The organism is Streptomyces uncialis, from assembly GCF_001905345.1.
In the GTDB taxonomy this organism is placed as follows: domain Bacteria; phylum Actinomycetota; class Actinomycetes; order Streptomycetales; family Streptomycetaceae; genus Streptomyces; species Streptomyces uncialis.
In genome coordinates this window covers 148,406-165,936 of the sequence record NZ_LFBV01000009.1, presented here as the reverse complement: position 1 = coordinate 165,936, position 17,531 = coordinate 148,406, and the positions used below count along the sequence as shown (strand labels likewise).

The following is a 17,531-nucleotide window of genomic DNA, read 5'->3' as shown; positions in this document are numbered from 1 at the left end:
GGTCCCGGAAACGAAAAAACCCCTCGCGGGTGCGAGAGGTCTGCGCGCGGGTCTGGGGCACGGGGCCGCTGACTGCCGGTTGTGCCGGATCAGCGGTCCTGCGGACCGGCGCGCCTGTTGCCGATAATCATGGCGAACGAAAGCACGGGTGGCAGTGTGCCACAGTTCCTGGGCTGCCGTTCCCTGGTCTCACCACCTGGACGGATCGCCTTCGTTGGCGCCTGCGAGGTCCGTCCGGCGGGACGCACTTGTTTGCTGCGCCGTCGCTCGGCGGGTGCGCAGTTCCCCGCGCCCCTTGGGGGCGCTGCCCGCTTACCGTCGTTCTTCGGGTGCGGGCCGGTTCTCGTCTTTTGCGCAGTTCCCCGCGCCCCTTGGGGGGCGCTGCCTGCCTGGTGTTGTCGGTCGGGTGCGGGTGCGCCCTCGTCTGTGCGCAGTTCCCCGCGCCCCTGAGGCGCTGCCCGCTTGCGGTCGCTGTGCGGGTCAGGGGTGGGTGGGGGGCAGGGAGGTGTCCAGGTAGTCCTGGGTGTGGCGTAGGGCGCGGGCGCGGTCCGTGCCGCGCAGGCCGACCGCCACCGGGATGCTGAGCCCGTCGAGGAGGGCCCGCAGCCGCGTGGCGTACCGGTCGATGTCGAGGGAGCGGAAGTCGCCGTGCGAGACGCCTTCGGCGAGCAGGGCGACCAGGTCACGGTGCCAGGCGCTCTCGATGCGGACCTGCCGGTCACGGCTCTCGTCGTCGGCGCTCAGGGACCGGTTCCACACCTCCAGCCACAGCGTCCAGTGCGGGTCGCGGTGACCGTCGGGGAGATACAGGCCCACGAAGGCGTCGAGCCGTTCGCGAGGGGTGCCGGGATCGCTGAGGAGGCGGGCACGTTCGGCGCCGAGACGGCCCTCGCTCCACTCCAGGGTGCGCAGCAGCAGTTCGTCCTTGGTGCGGAAGTAGTACAGGAGGTGGCCGCTGCTCATACCGACCTCGGCACCGAGCGCGGCCATGGTCAGTTTCTCCAGGCCACGCTCGGCGATCATCGTCATGGCGGCGGCCAGTACGTCCTCGCGCGGCGGTGCGTGCTTGCGCGTACGGGCGTGACCGGCCATGTAAGTGCTCCTCGGGTGCTCGGGTCCGGGGTATGGCCCGCGGCAGGGCCGGTCGGAGGGACTGCACCCGCCCCCCGCGAAGATGGTACGGGCGCCCACAAGACCGGAGGCGCCCCAAAGGGGCGCGGGGAACTGCGCAAAGACGAGAACCGGCCCGCACCCGAAGAACGACCACAAGCGGGCGGCACCTCAGGGGCGCGGGGAACTGCGCAAAGACGAGGGCGACCCCGCACCCGAAGAACGACCGCAAGAGCGCAGCATCCAGGGGCGCGGGGAACTGCGCACCCACCGAGCGACGCCACAGGGACAAGCGCGCCCACCCGGACAGACCTGGGAAGCGCAAGCGAAGGCGACCCGCACAGGGACGAGGCGGCCCACCCGGACAGACCCCGAAGCGCAAGCGCGAGCGAAGGCGCCCCGGAGGGACTACCCCAGGTCGTGCATCCATCCGTAGGGGTCCGGGGCCGCCCCGGACTGAAGGGCGAGCAGCGCGCCGCGCAACCGCATCGTGACCTCCCCCGGCTCCCCGGCCCCCTGCGTCCACTCCCCCCGCCGCGACTTGACGGTCCCCACCGGCGTGATCACGGCCGCGGTCCCGCACGCGAAGACCTCCGTGAGCGCGCCGCTCGCAGCGTCCCGCGCCCAGTCCTCCGTGGAGATCCGCCCCTCCTCCGCGTGGTACCCGAGGTCCCGCGCGATGGTGAGCAGCGAGTCGCGGGTGATCCCCGGCAGCAGCGATCCGGTGAGCTCGGGCGTCACGATCCGGTCCCCGTACACGAAGTACAGGTTCATGCCGCCCATCTCCTCGACCCAGCGGTGCTCGACCGCGTCGAGCCAGACCACCTGGTCGCAGCCCTCGGCCGCCGCTTCCTTCTGGGCGACGAGCGACGCCGCGTAGTTGCCGCCGGTCTTGGCGGCGCCGGTGCCGCCCTTGACCGCGCGGACGTAGTCCTCGGAGAGCCACACGGAGACGGGCTTCACACCGCCGGGGAAGTAGGCACCGGCGGGTGAGGCGATGACGATGAAGAGGTACTCGGAGGCGGGCCGCACCCCGAGGCCGACCTCGGTGGCGAACATGAAGGGGCGCAGGTACAGGGACTGCTCCCCGTGGGCCGGCACCCACTCCTTGTCGTGGGTGACGAGCGCGTCGCACGCGGCGATGAACAGATCGGTGGGCAGCTCGGGCATCGCGAGGCGGCGGGCCGAGGTCTGGAACCGCTCGGCGTTGGCCAGCGGCCGGAACGTGGCGACGGTCCCGTCGGGGCGGCGGTACGCCTTGAGGCCCTCGAAGATGGTCTGCGCGTAGTGCAATGTCATGTTCGCGGGGTCGATCGAGAGCGGGGCGTAGGGCACCAGCTCGGCGTCGTGCCAGCCGCGGCCCTCGGTCCACTTGACGGTGACCATGTGGTCGGTGAAGTGGCGGCCGAAGCCGGGGTTGCGCAGGATCGCCTCGCGCTCCTCCTCGGACAGCGGATGCGAGGAGGGCTTCAGCTCGATCGTGGGCGTCGTCATGGGTCGTTGTCCTTCACCGTAGGTTGTGAGGGCCGAGCTCCCGCCTGTCCGTTCGGCTCACGCCCGCGCGTGACGATACTAGGACGTCCGAGCTTCACGGCATACGGGTCGGTACGTGACGTATGCGCGGCCCTGGTTCCGAGTATCGCGCGGTGCGGCCCCGTGACGGGAACGGCCCCGGGATCGATACCGGTACCGGCGGTCCGGCGGGGAGGGGCCGCCGGGCTGTCCGGTCCTGTCCGCGGGTGTCCGCGAGGACAGGAGAAGCCGCCGGGAACCTCACGGTCCGGCGGCTTCCGCCCCGGGGCGGACCCGGGGTTCCGGGGCCTGCCCCGGGACGTGTGACGCGCCGGGTCAGCCGGCTACGCGTGCGGCGAGCGCGTCACCGATCTCGTCGGTGGTGCGGGGGGTGCCGTCGCGCTCGGCGAGGTCGGCGGAGACGGCTTCCTCGATACGCGCGGCCTCGGCCTCCTGGCCGAGGTGGCGCAGCAGGAGGGCGACCGAGAGGATCGTCGCGGTCGGGTCCGCCTTGCCCTGGCCCGCGATGTCGGGCGCGGAGCCGTGGACCGGCTCGAACATCGACGGGAAGGTGCCCGTCGGGTTGATGTTGCCGGAGGCGGCGAGGCCGATCCCGCCGCTGACGGCGGCGGCCAGGTCGGTGAGGATGTCGCCGAAGAGGTTGTCGGTGACGATCACGTCGAAGCGCTCGGGCTGGGTGACGAAGAAGATCGTCGCGGCGTCGACGTGCAGATAGTCGGTGGTGACGTCCGGGTACTCGGCGGCGACCTTGTCGAAGGTGTTCTTCCAGAGGTGACCGGCGTACACGAGGACGTTGTTCTTGTGGACCAGCGTCAGCTTCTTGCGGGGGCGGGCGTTCGCACGCTCGAAGGCGTCACGGACGACGCGCTCCACCCCGTAGGCGGTGTTGAGGCTGACCTCGGTGGCGACCTCGGCGGGCGTACCGGTGCGCAGCGAGCCGCCGTTGCCGGTGTACGGACCCTCGGTGCCCTCACGGACCACGACGAAGTCGATCTCGGGGCGGCCCGCGAGCGGGGTCGCGGTGTTCGGGAAGAGCTTCGAGGGGCGCAGGTTGATGTAGTGGTCGAACGCGAAGCGGAGCTTCAGCAGCAGACCGCGCTCCAGGACGCCGGAGGGCACCGAGGGGTCGCCGATCGCGCCGAGCAGGATCGCGTCGTGCCCCTTCAGGGACTCCAGCTCCGCTTCGGGGAGGGTCTCCCCGGTGCGGTGCCAGCGCTGGGCGCCGAGGTCGTACTCCTTGGTCTCCAGCTTCACATCCTCGGGGAGGACGACTTTGAGGACCTTGAGCCCCTGGGCCACGACCTCCTGGCCGATACCGTCACCGGGGATCACTGCGAGATTGATGCTGCGAGACATGCGCCGCACCCTACTCCCCGTCCCATGTGATGACATGGCATGTCCGTCATTCGGACAGCCCGGTTCGGCGGTCCCGGGCGCGGGTCACGGGGACCCGCGGCGCGCCGGGCGTTTCAGTGTCCGGTGGAGCCGCCGTTGTCGCGGCGGTCCAGCGCGCGCTGGAGGGCGGCGGCGGCGTTCCTGCGCTCGGACTCGTTGGTACGGGGGTGACGGACTCGGCGGACGGTCGTGTCGTTCATGGTGATCTGCTCCTTGGCGTCCGTGAAGCACGGAGAGGGTCGCACGGGAATGAGGAGTCACCGAGATGAGGGCGGGGAGCTGACGCCGCGGGGGTCACCCGCGATGGCGGCGCTCACAACCGCGTCCGCTCGATCGAGCGGTGTGTTCGGCTCCTACAACGCTAAGGGAGGAGCGCGCTTCTGTCCCTACAAGTAGTCGGACTTCCTACTATCTGAGACGGGTTCAGTGTTCTCGCAGGTGGGAGAGGTGTGGGCCCCGCCACATCGGCGCCGGAACGGCGACGCGTGTGCCGCCGCGCCCCCGGATCGAGGGCGCGGCGGCACACGCGTGACGTTCAGTGCGGGCCGCTCCGTGCGGGGCGTGGCGGCCGGGCGGGGCCGGGGTGGCTACCGCGGCCCCGGTGACCGGTGACCGGTCAGTAGGCTTGCAGGAAGTACTTGGTGCGGAAGCCGCTGACCGAGCAGTCGAGGGTGCTCATCGTGCTCGTGTACGTGAAGCCCGAGGGAATGGAGCAGGCCCAGATCCCGGTGGCGGGCGCGCGCAGGAAGTACTTGGTACGGAAACCGCTGACCGAGCAGTCCAGGCTGTTCTGCACACTGCTGTAGGTGAACCCGGTGGGGATCGTGCACGCCCAGAGGCTGTCCGTGGGCGGCTGGACGAAGTACTGGGTCCGGAAGCCGGTCCCTCCGCAGCTCAGGGTGTTCTGGGTGTCGCTGTACGTGTAGCCGGGCGGGATGCTGCAGGACCAGAATCCCGCTGCCGCCCCGGTCGGGCCCGCGGCGGCGGCCGGGCGGCTGTCGGCGGGCCGCTCGGAGGAGGGTGCCGAGGCCGACGCGGCGGTCGGGAACAGCCCGGCGGCCACCATCGCGGCCGCGGCGCCGGAACCGAGCAGGAGCGTGCGGAGTCTCGATCGGATCATGGGTGAGGCACTCCTAGTTGGTCGCACTTCGGACGGAACCAACGGATCGGGCCGCCGGATCGTCCCTCGCTCCGGCGGCCGCAGAACGTGCGTCCGAATGCTCACAGCTGCCCAGGGCGGCCACAAGGGCGGGCCCGGGTGCCAGACCGCTTCCGGCCGTTCTCGGCGACCGGCCGCGCGGGTGTGCGCAGGTGGGACCGGTGCGGGGCGCGGCACCTCGACCCGAACCGCACATCCGCCGGAAGAGGCCCGAAGCGACCGGTGACAGGGCTCTTGCGCGGTGCATGCCGGCGGGGCCGGCGGGCCGGAGCGGTGCACAGGAGTCGTCGGTGGTCACCGGCGGCCCTCACCGACCGCCGGCCCCACCGGCACCTTCCGGGGCGCCTTCTAGATGTCGGCCCCGGGGCGCGGTTCGCGCCACATCGACCACAGCGCGGGTCCGCCGCCCGGCAGCCGCAGTTCCTCGCCGACGGTGAACCCGAAGGGCTCGTAGAAGGGGAGGTTGGCCGCCTTGGAGGACTCCAGCCGGACGGGCATCCCCGCCGCGTCGGCCTTGGCGAGACCCGAGCGCAGCAGCGCGGCCCCCTGTCCCTGGCCCTGGGCGGCGGGGTCGGCGCCGATCACCGCGAGGTACCAGTGCGGTTCCCGGGGCGGGTGCGCGGCGGCGGCCTCGACGGCCTCGCCGAACAGTCCGGCCCGCTCGCCCAGGATGTCCTGGAGTTCCCGCACGGTATCCGCGTCGGGCACGGCCTTGTCCCGCGCCTCGGCCGGCACCCAGAAGGCGGCGGCGGAGCCGGTGAGCTCGCAGACGCCGTTGTGGACGTACTGCCGGGTGAAGAGCGTGGTGAAGTACCGGACCAGCGACTCCTCGCGGGAGGCGTCGTCGGGGAAGAACCAGCGCATCATCGGGTCGTCGTGGAAGGCGCGGGCCAGGGAGCGGCTGATCGGTGCGGCGTCGGCGGCGGCCGCCGTCCTCGGCGTGTTCGTCGTCTGCATGCGTGCATTCTGCATGCAGTTGATCTTCGACGGTGCGGCGGGTCCGGCTCCCCGGTCGCCCGTACCCGTCCCGGCCTCGTCCGGGGGTGGCAGCCCCGGGCTATCCCCGAAGGCTGTCTCCCCCGCCGGGGCCGTGACCGGCAGACTCGGGCCATGACCGATGTGGCACAGCGCTGGAACCCGATCCATGGCGAGCCCTACCGGCCGGTGCCCTACCGGCCGGAGCGGATGCCCGCCGCCGAATCCGTCGCACGCGCCGCCGAGCTGCGGCGGCGGATGGACCAGCGGCGCACGGTACGGCGGTTCGCGCCGGACCCGGTGCCCCCGGAGGTGGTGCGTGACGCGATCGTGTGCGCGGGCACCGCCCCGTCGGGCGCCCATCAGCAGCCGTGGACGTTCGTACTGGTACGCGACCAGGAGGTGCGGCGGCTCATCAGGGACGCCGCCGAGCACGAGGAGCGGGTCTCCTACGACGGGCGGCTCGGTGAGGAGTGGCTCGCGGCGCTGCGCCCGCTGGGCACCGACGGGGTGAAGACGCATCTGACGGACGCGCCCGCGCTGATCGTGGTGTTCCAGCAGCGGTACTGGGTCGGCGCGGACGGCGCCCGGCACAAGCACTACTACGTGGACGAGTCGGTGGGCATCGCCGTGGGGATGCTGCTGACCGCGCTGCATCTGTCGGGGCTGGCGGCGCTGGTGCACACCCCGAGCCCGATGGGTTTCCTGCGGGAGGTGCTGGGCCGTCCGGCCAACGAGAAGGCGTTCGCGGTGATCCCGGTGGGCTATCCCGCCGCCGACTGCGAGGTGCCGGGGCTGGTCCGCAAGTCGCTGGACCAGGTGCTGGTGGAGATCTGAGCGGGCCCGAACATGGAGACCGCCCCGGACCCTGGCTGGGGGGCCGGGGTCCGGGGCGGTGCTTGTGGCCCGCGCGCGGACCGGGGGGTGGTCCGCGCGCGGGCGGGGCGGTGGCTGGGCTGGGAAGGGAGCCACCGCCGGAGGGCGGCCGGGTGAGGACCGCCCTGGTCGGGTCAGCCCATGTGCGGGTAGGTGTAGTCGGTCGGCGGGACCAGGGTCTCCTTGATGGCCCGGGTCAGGGTCCAGCGCTGGAGGTTCTGGGGGGCGCCGGCCTTGTCGTTGGTGCCGGAGGCACGGCCGCCGCCGAAGGGCTGCTGGCCGACGACGGCGCCGGTCGACTTGTCGTTGATGTAGAAGTTGCCCGCGGCGTACCGCAGCTTCTCCATCGTGTGGGCGACGACCGCGCGGTCACCGGCGACGACGGACCCGGTCAGCGCGTAGTCCGAGACGGACTCCATCTGGTCGAGCATCGCGTCGTACCGGTCGTCCTCGTACACATGGACGGCGAGGAACGGGCCGAAGTACTCGGTGGTGAAGACCTCGTTGGCCGGGTCGGAGCACTCGACGACGGTCGGGCGGACGAAGTAGCCCACCGAGTCGTCGTACGTGCCGCCCGCGACGATGGTGCAGGTGTCGTCGGCCTTGGCGCGGTCGATGGCGGCCTTGTTCTTGGCGAAGGACCGCTCGTCGATGACGGCGCCGATGAAGTTCGACAGATCGGTGACGTCACCCATGGCGAGTCCGTCGATCTCCGCCGCGAACTCCTCCTTGAAACCGGAGTTCCAGATCGAGGCGGGGATGTACGCGCGGGAGGTCGCGGAGCACTTCTGGCCCTGGTACTCGAAGGCGCCCCGGGTGAGGGCCGTCTTCAGGATGCCGCGGTCGGCGGTGGGGTGCGCGACGACGAAGTCCTTGCCGCCGGTCTCGCCGACGAGACGCGGGTAGGTGCGGTACTTGCCGATGTTCTCGCCGACCGTCTTCCACAGGTGCTGGAAGGTGGGGGTGGAACCGGTGAAGTGGATGCCCGCGAGGTCCCGGTGGTGCAGGGCGACCTCGGAGACGGCGATGCCGTCGCCGGTGACGAGGTTGATGACGCCCTTGGGCAGCCCGGCCTCCTCCAGCAGACGCATCAGCAGCACGGCGGCGTGGGTCTGGGTCGGGGACGGCTTCCACACCACGACATTGCCCATCAGGGCGGGCGCGGTCGGCAGGTTGCCCGCGATGGCCGTGAAGTTGAACGGCGTGATCGCGTAGACGAAGCCTTCGAGCGGGCGGTGGTCGAGGCGGTTCCACACACCGGGCGAGTTCGCCGGGGGCTGCTCGGCGAGCAGGTCACGGGCGTACTTGACGTTGAAGCGCCAGAAGTCGACGAGCTCGCAGGGGGTGTCGATCTCCGCCTGCTGGACGGTCTTGGACTGCCCGAGCATCGTGGACGCGGCGAGCGTCTCGCGCCAGGGGCCGGCGAGCAGGTCGGCGGCGCGCAGGATGATCGCGGCGCGGTCGTCGAAGGACAGCGCGCGCCAGGCCGGAGCGGCGGCCAGGGCCGCGTCGACGGCGTCCTGGGCGTCCTGCTTCGTGGCGTTGCGGTAGGTGCCGAGGACGGCCTTGTGGTTGTGCGGCTGGACGACCTGGAAGGTGTCACCGCCGCCCATCCGCCGCTCGCCGCCGATGGTCATCGGCAGGTCGACCGGGTTCTCGGCCAGTTCCTTGAGCTTCACTTCGAGGCGGGCGCGCTCCGGGGAGCCGGGCGCGTAGCCGAGCACCGGCTCGTTGACCGGGGCGGGGACCTGGGTCACAGCGTCCATGGGTTCCGTGTCTCCTAAAGGGTCGGGAGGGGTCGGGGAGCGCTCAGCCCTTGGTGAGGATGGAGCGGGCGAAGAACAGCAGGTTCGCGGGCTTCTCCGCGAGACGCCGCATGAAGTAGCCGTACCAGTCGGTTCCGTACGCGGTGTAGACGCGCATGCGGTGTCCCTCGGCGGCCAGCCTCAGGTGTTCCTCGCTGCGGATGCCGTAGAGCATCTGGAACTCGTACTCGTCCAGTTTGCGCCCGGCGCGCCGGGCGAGGTCCTGGGTGATGGAGATCAGGCGCGGGTCGTGGGACCCGATCATCGGGTACCCCTCGCCCTCCATCAGGATGCGCAGGACCCGGACGTACGCCTTGTCGATCTCGGCCTTGTCCTGGTGGGCGACGGTCGCGGGCTCCTTGTAGGCGCCCTTCACGATCCGTACCCGGCAGCCCTCGGCGGCGAGCCGGCGGGCGTCGTCCTCGGTGCGGAAGAGGTACGCCTGGATGACGCAACCGGTCTGCGGGAAGTCCTCACGCAGCGCGGAGTGGATGGCGAACATCGAGTCGAGGGTGGTGTGGTCCTCGGCGTCCAGGGTGACGGTGGTGCCGATCGCGGCGGCGGCTTCGACGACGGGCCGCACATTGGCGAGCGCCAGCTCGTGGCCGCCCTCCAGGGCCTGGCCGAACATGGACAGCTTCACCGACATCTCGGCGCGCTCACCGAGCCCGAGGTCTTCGAGCTGCCCGATCAGCTCCAGATAGGCGTCACGGGCGGCGAAGGACTGCTCGCGGGTGGTGATGTCCTCACCGACGACGTCGAGGGTGACCTCCAGGCCCCGCTCGGCGGCCTCGCGCACGATCGGGATCACCTGGTCGACGGTCTCACCGGCGATGAACCGGGCCACGACCTGCTTGGTGCCCGGTGCCGCCGACACGAAGCGGCGCATCCGGTCGCTGCGCGAAGCGGCGAGAATCACGGGACCCAGCACGGGCCACCTCCACGGAGAGAGACGAACAGACCGTGCCCGGGACGGTCCGGCACGGGGGCTGAACGCTGCGGGTACGGCGGAAGAACCTCCGTGAAACCTAGGGATCGCTCCGATCCTGGGCCATCGACAGCTGTCACGCATCCGTGCCCGCGATCTCAGACATCTGTATGAGGAAGGGGCGGATGTGCCGGATGATGGGAGTCGTGAAGGGCGACATGGACGACCACCAGGAGCTCGTCGACGAGATCTCGGCGCTGCTCGGAGCCCCCGCGACCCTGGAGAACCGGGACTTCCGGCTGATCGCGTTCGGCGCCCACGACAGCGACGACGACAGCGCCATGGACCCGGTCAGGACCCGTTCGATCCTCACCCGGGGTTCCACCGCGGCGGTCCGCGCCTGGTTCGAGGGGTTCGGCATCACCCGGGCGACCGGCCCGGTCCGGATCCCGGCGGCCCCGGAGGCGGGGGTGATGCGCGGCAGGATCTGTCTGCCGGTACGCCATCGGGGTGTCGTCCTCGGCTATGTGTGGCTGCTGGACGACGATCCCGGGCCGTCCGACGCGCGGCTCGCCGCCGCGATGGACGTCGCCGCGCGGATCGGCGTCCTGCTCGCGGACGAGGAACAGGCGGGCGCGGACCTCACCCGTGAGCTGCGGGCCGTGCTGACGGCGGAGCGCGGCTGGCAGCGGGACATGGCCACCTCCGCGCTGCGCACGGCGCTGGGCGCCCGCGCCGACGGGCTGCACACGGTCGTGTGCGTCGCGCCCTGGGCGGCCCCGGACGGCTCCGCACAGCCGCTGCCGTCCGCCCGCTCGCTGCCCGCCGCGACCGCGCTGTGCGCGCTGCCCTGGGGTCCGGACGGCCAGGCACTCGCCGTCCTGGTACGGCTGCGCACCCCCGACGACCCGGGTCCGGCCGTGGCGGTCGCCGCCCGGCTGCGGGACACGGTGGCGGGCCCGCCGCCCGGACGGCGGCCCGCCGCCTCCCGTACCCCGGCGGACGGCGCCCCGATGGCCGGGGTCGGTGACCTCCGCCGTGAGCTGGCGGATCTGGCGACCGCGTGGCAGGAGGCCGCGGCGGCGGCCCGGGCGGCGCTGGCCGAGCCCCGGTTCGGTCCGGTGGCCGAGTGGTCGGCCATCGGCCCGTACCGGCTGCTGACGGCCCTGCCCACCGGTGGCCCCGCCGACCCGGCGGCCCGGGAGCTGCTGACCCCCGCGCACCAGGAACTCGCCCGTACCGCCGAGGTCTATCTGGACCTGTCGGGCCAGGCGGGCCGCACCGCCGCCGAACTCGGCATCCACCGCCAGACCCTGTACTACCGGCTGTCCCGCGTCGAACAGCTCACCGGACTGCGCCTCGACGACGGCGAGGACCGGCTGCTGCTGCACATGGCCCTCAAGGCGGCCCGGCTGGAGCGCACCGGCGGGAGCGCCGTCAGACGGCCGGCAGCGCCTTCTTGAACACCTCGAAGAGGGCCAGGTAGTTCTGCTCGCCATGGCCCTCGGCCACCGCGCGCCGGGCGATGTCCCGCATCAGGAGCGGCTGTTCGGTATGGACGCCCTGCTCCGCGCTGGTGTGGGCGATGTGCTCCAGCGCGTTGAGGTTCATCTCCATGGTGCCGAGGTCACCGGGGTAGTGGGACCGGTCCAGATCGGGCGCCTGGGCGAGCAGGGACGCGGGGTCCACCACTGCGGGCATGAACCAGCCGAGCGCGAGTTCCGCGAACCCGGTGGCCGTGACACCGGCCGAACCGACCAGGGCGGTAGCGTGCAGCCAGCCGTTCATCGTCGCGTACATCATGGTGAGCAGCGCCGCGTTGTGGAGCACCGCGAGGCCCGGGTCGGTACCGAGGTAGCGGGGGTCCCCGAGGGTGGCGAGCGCGTCGCGGTGCCGGTCGAAGGCGTCGCGGGCCCCGCTGTACAGGAACACCGCGCCGGGCTCGCCGACAAGCGGCGGCGGCACCATGATCGCCCCGTCGAGGTAACCGGCGCCGTGCCCGGCGGCCCAGTCGGCGGCGGTACGGGCCTCGTCGGGGGTACCGGAGTTGAGATTGACGAGGAAGCTGTCCGCGAGGACGGCGGCGGCCGGGTCGAGGACGTCGTACAGGGTCGCGTAGTCCTTGAGACAGACGACGGTGACGGGACTGGCGGCCACCGCGTCGGCGGCGGTCGGCGCGCGCCGGGCGCCCCGGGCGACGAGGTCGTCGGCGCGTGTGGGGGTCCGGTTCCAGACGGTGAGGGAGTGGCCCCTGTCGAGCAGGGTTTCGGCGAGCGCGAGGCCCATCGGGCCGAGGCCGATCACGCTGACGGGGCCCGCGGGCTTGCTGTGCTGGGGAGTTGACGTCTGTGAGGTCATGCGTGGCACGCTAGGGTCTGACATCGATGTGAGAGTCAAACCGGACTTGTGTGGTGACCGTCACGTGCGTATGGGGGACTTTTCCCGACGGACCGGAGTGAGCCAGCGACTGCTGCGCTACTACGAGGAACAGGGGCTGCTCACGCCCCGGCGGCTGCCCAGCGGGTACCGCGAGTACGACGAGCCGGACCTCCGTACGGTCCGGGCGATCCGCGTCATGCTGGCCGCCGGGCTCACCACCCGTGTCATCGGTGAGCTGCTGCCATGCACGGTGGACGACGGCGAAGGCCCGGTGGTCGCCTGCTCCGGACTCCTCCCCGATCTGGAGCGGGAGCGCGACCGGCTCGACGACACGATCTCCGACCTGCTGGCCGCGCGCGAGGCGCTGGACTCCCTGATCCAGGTGACACCGGAGCGGGACGAGGCCACCGGCGAGGAGGTCTGCTGGGTGGACACCCCGCGGGAGGTCGCCGTCCCCTGATCCGCCGTCCCGTGAGCCGGTGATCCGGGAGCCGGTGAGTGGTGCTCCGGGAGCGGGAGGGTCAGGCGCCGCCGGTGTCCGTCGTACGCGCGGCGGTGTCCGGGTCGGCGGTGGTGTCCACGTCCGCGAGGGCGCCCGTCCCCGGGTCGGCGGCCGTGTCCGGTACGCCCCCGGCGTCCGTGATGACCCGGCGCAGCCCCTCGGTGAGTTCCTTGGCGCTGGGGGCGGTGGCCGGGTCGAACAGCCACTGCACCAGCAGCCCCTGGAGCAGCGTCACATAGAAGGCGCCCTGGCTGCGGGCCGCCGGGTCGTCGGGGTCGGGTTCCGGGCCGCCGACGAAGAGCGGCATCAGCCCGGTACGCGCGGAGCCCGTGGCGGCGGCGAGGTGTTCCCGTACGCCCGGCAGACCGTCGCCGAGGAACGAGACCTCCAGGCTGAGCCGCCAGATCCGCCGGTCCCGCGAGAACGTGTGGATCACGTTCTCCCAGGTCTTCTCGAAGCGTTCGAGCGAGCCGTCCCCGTCGGGTACGCGGTCCTCCCCCAGCCCCTCGAACGCGTCCCCGACCGCGCCGATCATCGCCACGTACGCCTGTGCCAGCAGGGCGTCCTTGGAACCGTAGTGGTAGCCGATGGACGCCAGATTGGTCCCGGACTCCTTGACGATGTCGCGCGCGGTCGTCCGTGTGAAGCCCTTCTCCAGCAGACAGCGCTTCGCGCCTTCGAGCAGATCCTCACGGTGTCCCATGGCGCGCAGCGTACCCCCGGACGACCGGCATGGACATCCGTCCCATACAAACGTTCCATACGTACGTATTAAACGCTCGTACTAGACAACCGTCTTACACGCTCGTACAGTCCTGCCCATGATGAATCCCGCACCCGGTGCCGCCGGGCCCGGACCCATGTCCGCGCCCCGGGCCGGACGCCGTGAGTGGACCGCGCTGGCGGTCCTGATGCTGCCCCTGCTGCTGGTCTCGATGGATGTGTCCGTGCTCTACTTCGCCGTCCCGGCGATCAGCGCGGACCTCGCCCCGAGCGGCACCCAGCAGCTCTGGATCTTCGACATCTACGCCTTCGTGCTCGCCGGCCTGCTGATGACCATGGGCTCCATCGGTGACCGCATAGGACGCCGCAGGCTGCTGCTGATCGGCGCGGTCGCGTTCGGCGCGGCATCGCTGGCCGCGGCCTACGCGAACAGCGCGGAGATGCTGATCGCCGCCCGCGCGATCCTCGGCATCGGCGGCGCCACCCTCATGCCGTCCACCCTGGCCCTGGTCCGCAGCCTGTTCCGGGACCCGGCCCAGCGCGCCAAGGCCATCGGGGTGTGGTCCGCGGTGATGACCGGCGGGGTCGCGCTCGGCTCGGTGATGAGCGGGGTCCTCGTCGAGTACTTCTGGTGGGGCTCGGTGTTCCTGGTGAACCTGCCCGCCATGGCACTGCTGCTCGTCCTCGCGCCGCTGCTGATCCCCGAGTCCAAGGACCCCGCCCCCGGCCGCTTCGACCTGCTGAGCGTGCCCCTGTCGATGGCCGCCGTGCTTCCCCTGGTGTACGGCCTGAAGGAGATCCCCTCCGAGGGCTTCGAAACCCCGTACGTACTGTCCCTGGTGGCCGGCCTGGTCTTCACCGTCCTGTTCGTGATCCGTCAGCGCACGGCCGCGTCACCGCTGATCTCCCCCGCGCTGTTCCGGGGCCGCGGCTTCGGCCCCGCGGTGACCCTGAACTCCCTCGCGATGTTCGCGATGATGGGCTCCGCGTACTTCACCACCCAGTACCTCCAGTCCGTGCTCGGCAAGAGCGCCCTGGAGGCCGCGCTGTGGTCGCTGCTGCCCTCGGTCGTGATCGGGGTCGTCGCGCCCCTCACCACCGCCGTGGTGCAGCGCGGTGCGCCCCGCGCCCATGTCGTGGCCGCCGGGTTCATGATCTCGGGGGGCGGCTTCCTGCTGCTCTCGCTGGCCGGCACGGACGACCTGTGGCTGGTGCTCGCCGGATCGGGCGTCCTGGCCTGCGGGATCGTCGCGGTGATGGCCCTGATGACGGATCTGGCCCTCGGCGCGACCCCGCCGGAGCGCGCGGGCTCGGCGTCCTCCCTGCTGGAGACCGGGCAGGAGTTCGGCGGCGCGCTGGGGATGGCGGTGCTCGGCTCGATCGGTACGGCCGTCTTCCGGCACCGGATCGAGGACGGCTCCCCCGCCGGTGTCCCGGACGCGGCGCACGAGACCCTCGGCGGTGCCCTCGTGGCGGCCGGGCACCTGCCCGGACCGGTGGGTGACGCTCTGGCAGCCGTCGCCCGGGAGGCCTTCACGGACGGCATGCGGGCCGCGGCGCTCGGCGGCGCGACGGCGCTGATGATCGCCACCGTGCTGGCCCTCACCCTGCTGCGACGGGGACCCGGCCCGGCCCACGCCTGCCGGGACAAGAACCACGAAGCCGGACGACAGGCCGTCTAGGGCCTCTCGTCCGGCTCGGGGAGAACTGGACGGGTCCGGTCGCCACAGGGGGGCGACCGGACCCGTCCGGGTCATACGGGGGCGGCTCAGCCGGTGAGGTTCACCGAGCGGGCGGACACCGCGCCGATCTCCTCGCCCAGCTCCGCGAGGACGGTGGGCGACACCGTGTCGTCGACGGTGAGGACCGCGAGGGCCTCGCCCCCGACCGCCGCACGCGAGACCTGCATACCGGCGATGTTGATACCCGCCTCACCGAGGACACGGCCGACCGCGCCGACGACACCCGGACGGTCCGCGTACTTCAGGACGACCATGTGGTCGGTGAGCGCCAGATCGATGTCGTGCTCACCGATCGCGACGATCTTCTGGTGGTGCTTGGGCCCGGCCAGGGTGCCGGAGACCGAGATCTCCTGACCGTCCCCGAGGGTGCCGCGCACGGTCACCACATTGCGGTGGTCGGGCGACTCGCTGGAGGTCGTCAGCCGGACCTCCACCCCGCGCTCCTGCGCGAACAGCGGGGCGTTCACATAGGACACCGTCTCGTCCACGACGTCCTCGAACACCCCCTTCAGGGCGCTCAGTTCGAGAACCTTCACATCGTGCTGGGTGATCTCGCCGTAGACCTCGACATCGAGCCGGACGGCGACCTCGCCCGCCAGCGCGGTGAAGATCCGGCCCAGCCGCTCGGCCAGCGGCAGACCCGGCTTGACGTCCTGCGCGATGACCCCGCCCTGGACGTTCACCGCGTCGGGCACCAGCTCACCGGCGAGCGCGAGACGCACGGAACGCGCGACGGCGATACCCGCCTTCTCCTGCGCCTCGTCGGTGGAGGCCCCGAGGTGCGGGGTGCAGACGACCTGGTCGAACTGGAACAGCGGGGAGTCCGTGCAGGGCTCCTTGGCGTAGACGTCCAGACCGGCGCCCGCGACCCGGCCCTCCTTCAGCGCCGAGTACAGCGCCTCCTCGTCGACGATGCCACCGCGCGCGGCGTTCACGATCCGGACCGACGGCTTCACCTTGTGCAGCGCGTCGTCACCGATGAGGCCCAGCGTCTCGGGCGTCTTCGGGAGGTGCACGGTGATGAAGTCCGAGACCGCCAGCAGCTCGTCCAGCGAGAGGACCTTCACGCCCATCTGCGCGGCACGCGCGGGCTGCACATACGGGTCGTACGCGACGACCTTCATGCCGAACGCGGACATCCGCTGCGCGACGAGCGCCCCGATGCGACCGAGGCCCACGACCCCGAGGGTCTTCTCCGCCAGCTCGACGCCGGTGTACTTGGAGCGCTTCCACTCGCCGTTCTTGAGGGCGGCGTTGGCCTGCGGGATGTTGCGCGCGGTGGCCACCAGCAGACCACAGGCCAGCTCGGCGGCCGTGACGATGTTGGAGGTGGGCGCGTTGACGACCATCACGCCGGCCTTGGTGGCCGAGGACACGTCGACGTTGTCGAGACCGACGCCCGCGCGGGCGACGACCCGCAGCTTGCGGGCCGCGGCGATGGCCTCGGCGTCGACCTTGGTGGCCGAGCGGATCAGGATGGCGTCGACATCGGCGATGGCGGGCAGCAGTTCGGCGCGGTCGGCGCCGTTGCAGTGCCGGATCTCGAAGTCGGGCCCCAGCGCGTCGACAGTCGCGGGCGACAGCTCTTCAGCGATGAGTACGACCGGTTTGCCGTTGGCAGCAGTGCTCACGTGAGTCCTCACAAGTCCATTGCGGACGGCCGTCCCGACGGCCGCAGGCGGTGGAGGGATGCTTGCCGCGTGGAAGACGCACGACGCTGTGGGCCTGACGCGTATGTGCTGTGCAGTGTAGTGGCGGAACGGGTCCCGTTTTCCGCCGCGCAGTAAGGATCACCCTTCCGTGGCTGGACGGACTGGACAATCCCGCGCCGTCGCCTGCGCTTCAGAGGTCCGCCCGCCTGGACGCGGGTCGCCTTCGCTCGCGCTTCTGGGTTTCTTGTGCCGGGCGTACTTGTTCGCTGCGCCGTCGCTCGGTGGGTTCGCGCAGTTCCCCGCGCCCCTTTGGGGCGCGTTCTGCTTGTTCTTCGGGTCGGTGCCGGTCGGGATTCTCCGTCCTCGATCCGACACGCTCGGTACGACGCTTCCTTGCCCGACTGAAGAGCATCGGAGTCTGCGAGCAGAGATTCCCGCCCACCCCCTCCCGCAGCCGAGCGCCTGCGAGAGGAGGAGGGTTTGAACCCCGGCCCCGGTCGCTGACAGCCCGCACCCTGATCGCCGGCCCCAGCTGGGCGCCCCCAAAGGGGCGCGGGGAACTGCGCAAAAACGAGGGCGACCCGCACCCGAAGAGCTACCGCAAGGGGGCAGCATCCAGGGGCGCGGGGAACTGCGCACCCACGAACGACGGCACAGGAACGAAGTACGCCCAGCCGGGCAGACCTAGGAAGCGCAAGCGAAGGCGACCCGCACAGGTACCCCGGGGCCGCCGCACGGCAAGACGCGGATAC

15 protein-coding genes are annotated in these 17,531 nt (G+C 71.5%); 4 read left to right on the top strand and 11 right to left on the bottom strand.

Going from position 1 to position 17,531, the window contains the following annotated elements; genetic code table 11:
- Positions 1-480: 480 nt before the first annotated feature.
- The 6 genes from AB852_RS29400 to AB852_RS29380 form a co-directional block, all read right to left on the bottom strand.
- Positions 481-1,092, bottom strand: coding sequence for a TetR/AcrR family transcriptional regulator (locus tag AB852_RS29400; protein WP_073793263.1), 612 nt, complete (start codon positions 1,090-1,092; stop codon positions 481-483).
- Positions 1,093-1,518: 426 nt separating this feature from the next.
- Complete coding sequence (locus tag AB852_RS29395) at positions 1,519-2,604, bottom strand: branched-chain amino acid aminotransferase (RefSeq protein WP_073793262.1); 1,086 nt, start codon at positions 2,602-2,604, stop codon at positions 1,519-1,521.
- Between the two features lie 354 nt (positions 2,605-2,958).
- Positions 2,959-3,999 (bottom strand): 3-isopropylmalate dehydrogenase, encoded by a 1,041-nt coding sequence (locus tag AB852_RS29390; protein ID WP_073793261.1) that lies wholly within the window; start codon positions 3,997-3,999, stop codon positions 2,959-2,961.
- A 113-nt stretch (positions 4,000-4,112) separates the two neighbouring features.
- Complete coding sequence (locus tag AB852_RS41420) at positions 4,113-4,238, bottom strand: hypothetical protein (protein WP_281257849.1); 126 nt, start codon at positions 4,236-4,238, stop codon at positions 4,113-4,115.
- 416 nt (positions 4,239-4,654) lie between these two features.
- Positions 4,655-5,158 (bottom strand): hypothetical protein, encoded by a 504-nt coding sequence (locus tag AB852_RS29385; protein ID WP_073793260.1) that lies wholly within the window; start codon positions 5,156-5,158, stop codon positions 4,655-4,657.
- A gap of 387 nt (positions 5,159-5,545) precedes the next feature.
- On the bottom strand, positions 5,546-6,154 hold the full coding sequence (locus tag AB852_RS29380; RefSeq protein WP_073793259.1) for a GNAT family N-acetyltransferase: 609 nt from the start codon (positions 6,152-6,154) through the stop codon (positions 5,546-5,548).
- Positions 6,155-6,307: 153 nt separating this feature from the next.
- Between AB852_RS29380 and AB852_RS29375 the strand changes: the two genes are divergently transcribed.
- Complete coding sequence (locus tag AB852_RS29375) at positions 6,308-7,009, top strand: nitroreductase family protein (RefSeq protein WP_073793258.1); 702 nt, start codon at positions 6,308-6,310, stop codon at positions 7,007-7,009.
- A gap of 173 nt (positions 7,010-7,182) precedes the next feature.
- Here AB852_RS29375 and pruA read toward each other — a convergent pair whose 3' ends face one another.
- Both pruA and AB852_RS29365 read right to left on the bottom strand, forming a co-directional pair.
- Positions 7,183-8,814, bottom strand: a complete 1,632-nt coding sequence (gene pruA, locus AB852_RS29370) for an L-glutamate gamma-semialdehyde dehydrogenase (RefSeq protein WP_073793257.1) — start codon at positions 8,812-8,814, stop codon at positions 7,183-7,185.
- Positions 8,815-8,857: 43 nt separating this feature from the next.
- Complete coding sequence (locus tag AB852_RS29365) at positions 8,858-9,784, bottom strand: proline dehydrogenase family protein (protein WP_073793256.1); 927 nt, start codon at positions 9,782-9,784, stop codon at positions 8,858-8,860.
- 194 nt (positions 9,785-9,978) lie between these two features.
- Here AB852_RS29365 and AB852_RS29360 point away from each other — a divergent pair, with 194 nt between their 5' ends.
- Complete coding sequence (locus tag AB852_RS29360; protein ID WP_245876976.1) at positions 9,979-11,244, top strand: PucR family transcriptional regulator; 1,266 nt, start codon at positions 9,979-9,981, stop codon at positions 11,242-11,244.
- On the opposite strand, the gene AB852_RS29355 is transcribed toward AB852_RS29360, so the two are convergent.
- On the bottom strand, positions 11,219-12,139 hold the full coding sequence (locus AB852_RS29355; RefSeq protein WP_073793255.1) for an NAD(P)-dependent oxidoreductase: 921 nt from the start codon (positions 12,137-12,139) through the stop codon (positions 11,219-11,221). The two genes, AB852_RS29360 and AB852_RS29355, sit on opposite strands and share 26 nt — an antisense overlap.
- A 64-nt stretch (positions 12,140-12,203) precedes the next feature.
- On the opposite strand from AB852_RS29355, the gene AB852_RS29350 reads away from it, so the two are divergent.
- Positions 12,204-12,620 (top strand): MerR family transcriptional regulator, encoded by a 417-nt coding sequence (locus tag AB852_RS29350; protein WP_073793254.1) that lies wholly within the window; start codon positions 12,204-12,206, stop codon positions 12,618-12,620.
- A gap of 61 nt (positions 12,621-12,681) precedes the next feature.
- On the opposite strand, the gene AB852_RS29345 is transcribed toward AB852_RS29350, so the two are convergent.
- A complete protein-coding gene (locus AB852_RS29345; RefSeq protein ID WP_073793253.1) occupies positions 12,682-13,365 on the bottom strand; it encodes a TetR/AcrR family transcriptional regulator in 684 nt (227 codons plus the stop codon).
- A 118-nt stretch (positions 13,366-13,483) separates the two neighbouring features.
- Between AB852_RS29345 and AB852_RS29340 the strand changes: the two genes are divergently transcribed.
- On the top strand, positions 13,484-15,067 hold the full coding sequence (locus tag AB852_RS29340; protein WP_079185009.1) for an MFS transporter: 1,584 nt from the start codon (positions 13,484-13,486) through the stop codon (positions 15,065-15,067).
- 86 nt (positions 15,068-15,153) lie between these two features.
- Here AB852_RS29340 and serA read toward each other — a convergent pair whose 3' ends face one another.
- Positions 15,154-16,758, bottom strand: a complete 1,605-nt coding sequence (gene serA / locus AB852_RS29335) for a phosphoglycerate dehydrogenase (RefSeq protein ID WP_073793251.1) — start codon at positions 16,756-16,758, stop codon at positions 15,154-15,156.
- Positions 16,759-17,531: the final 773 nt, after the last annotated feature.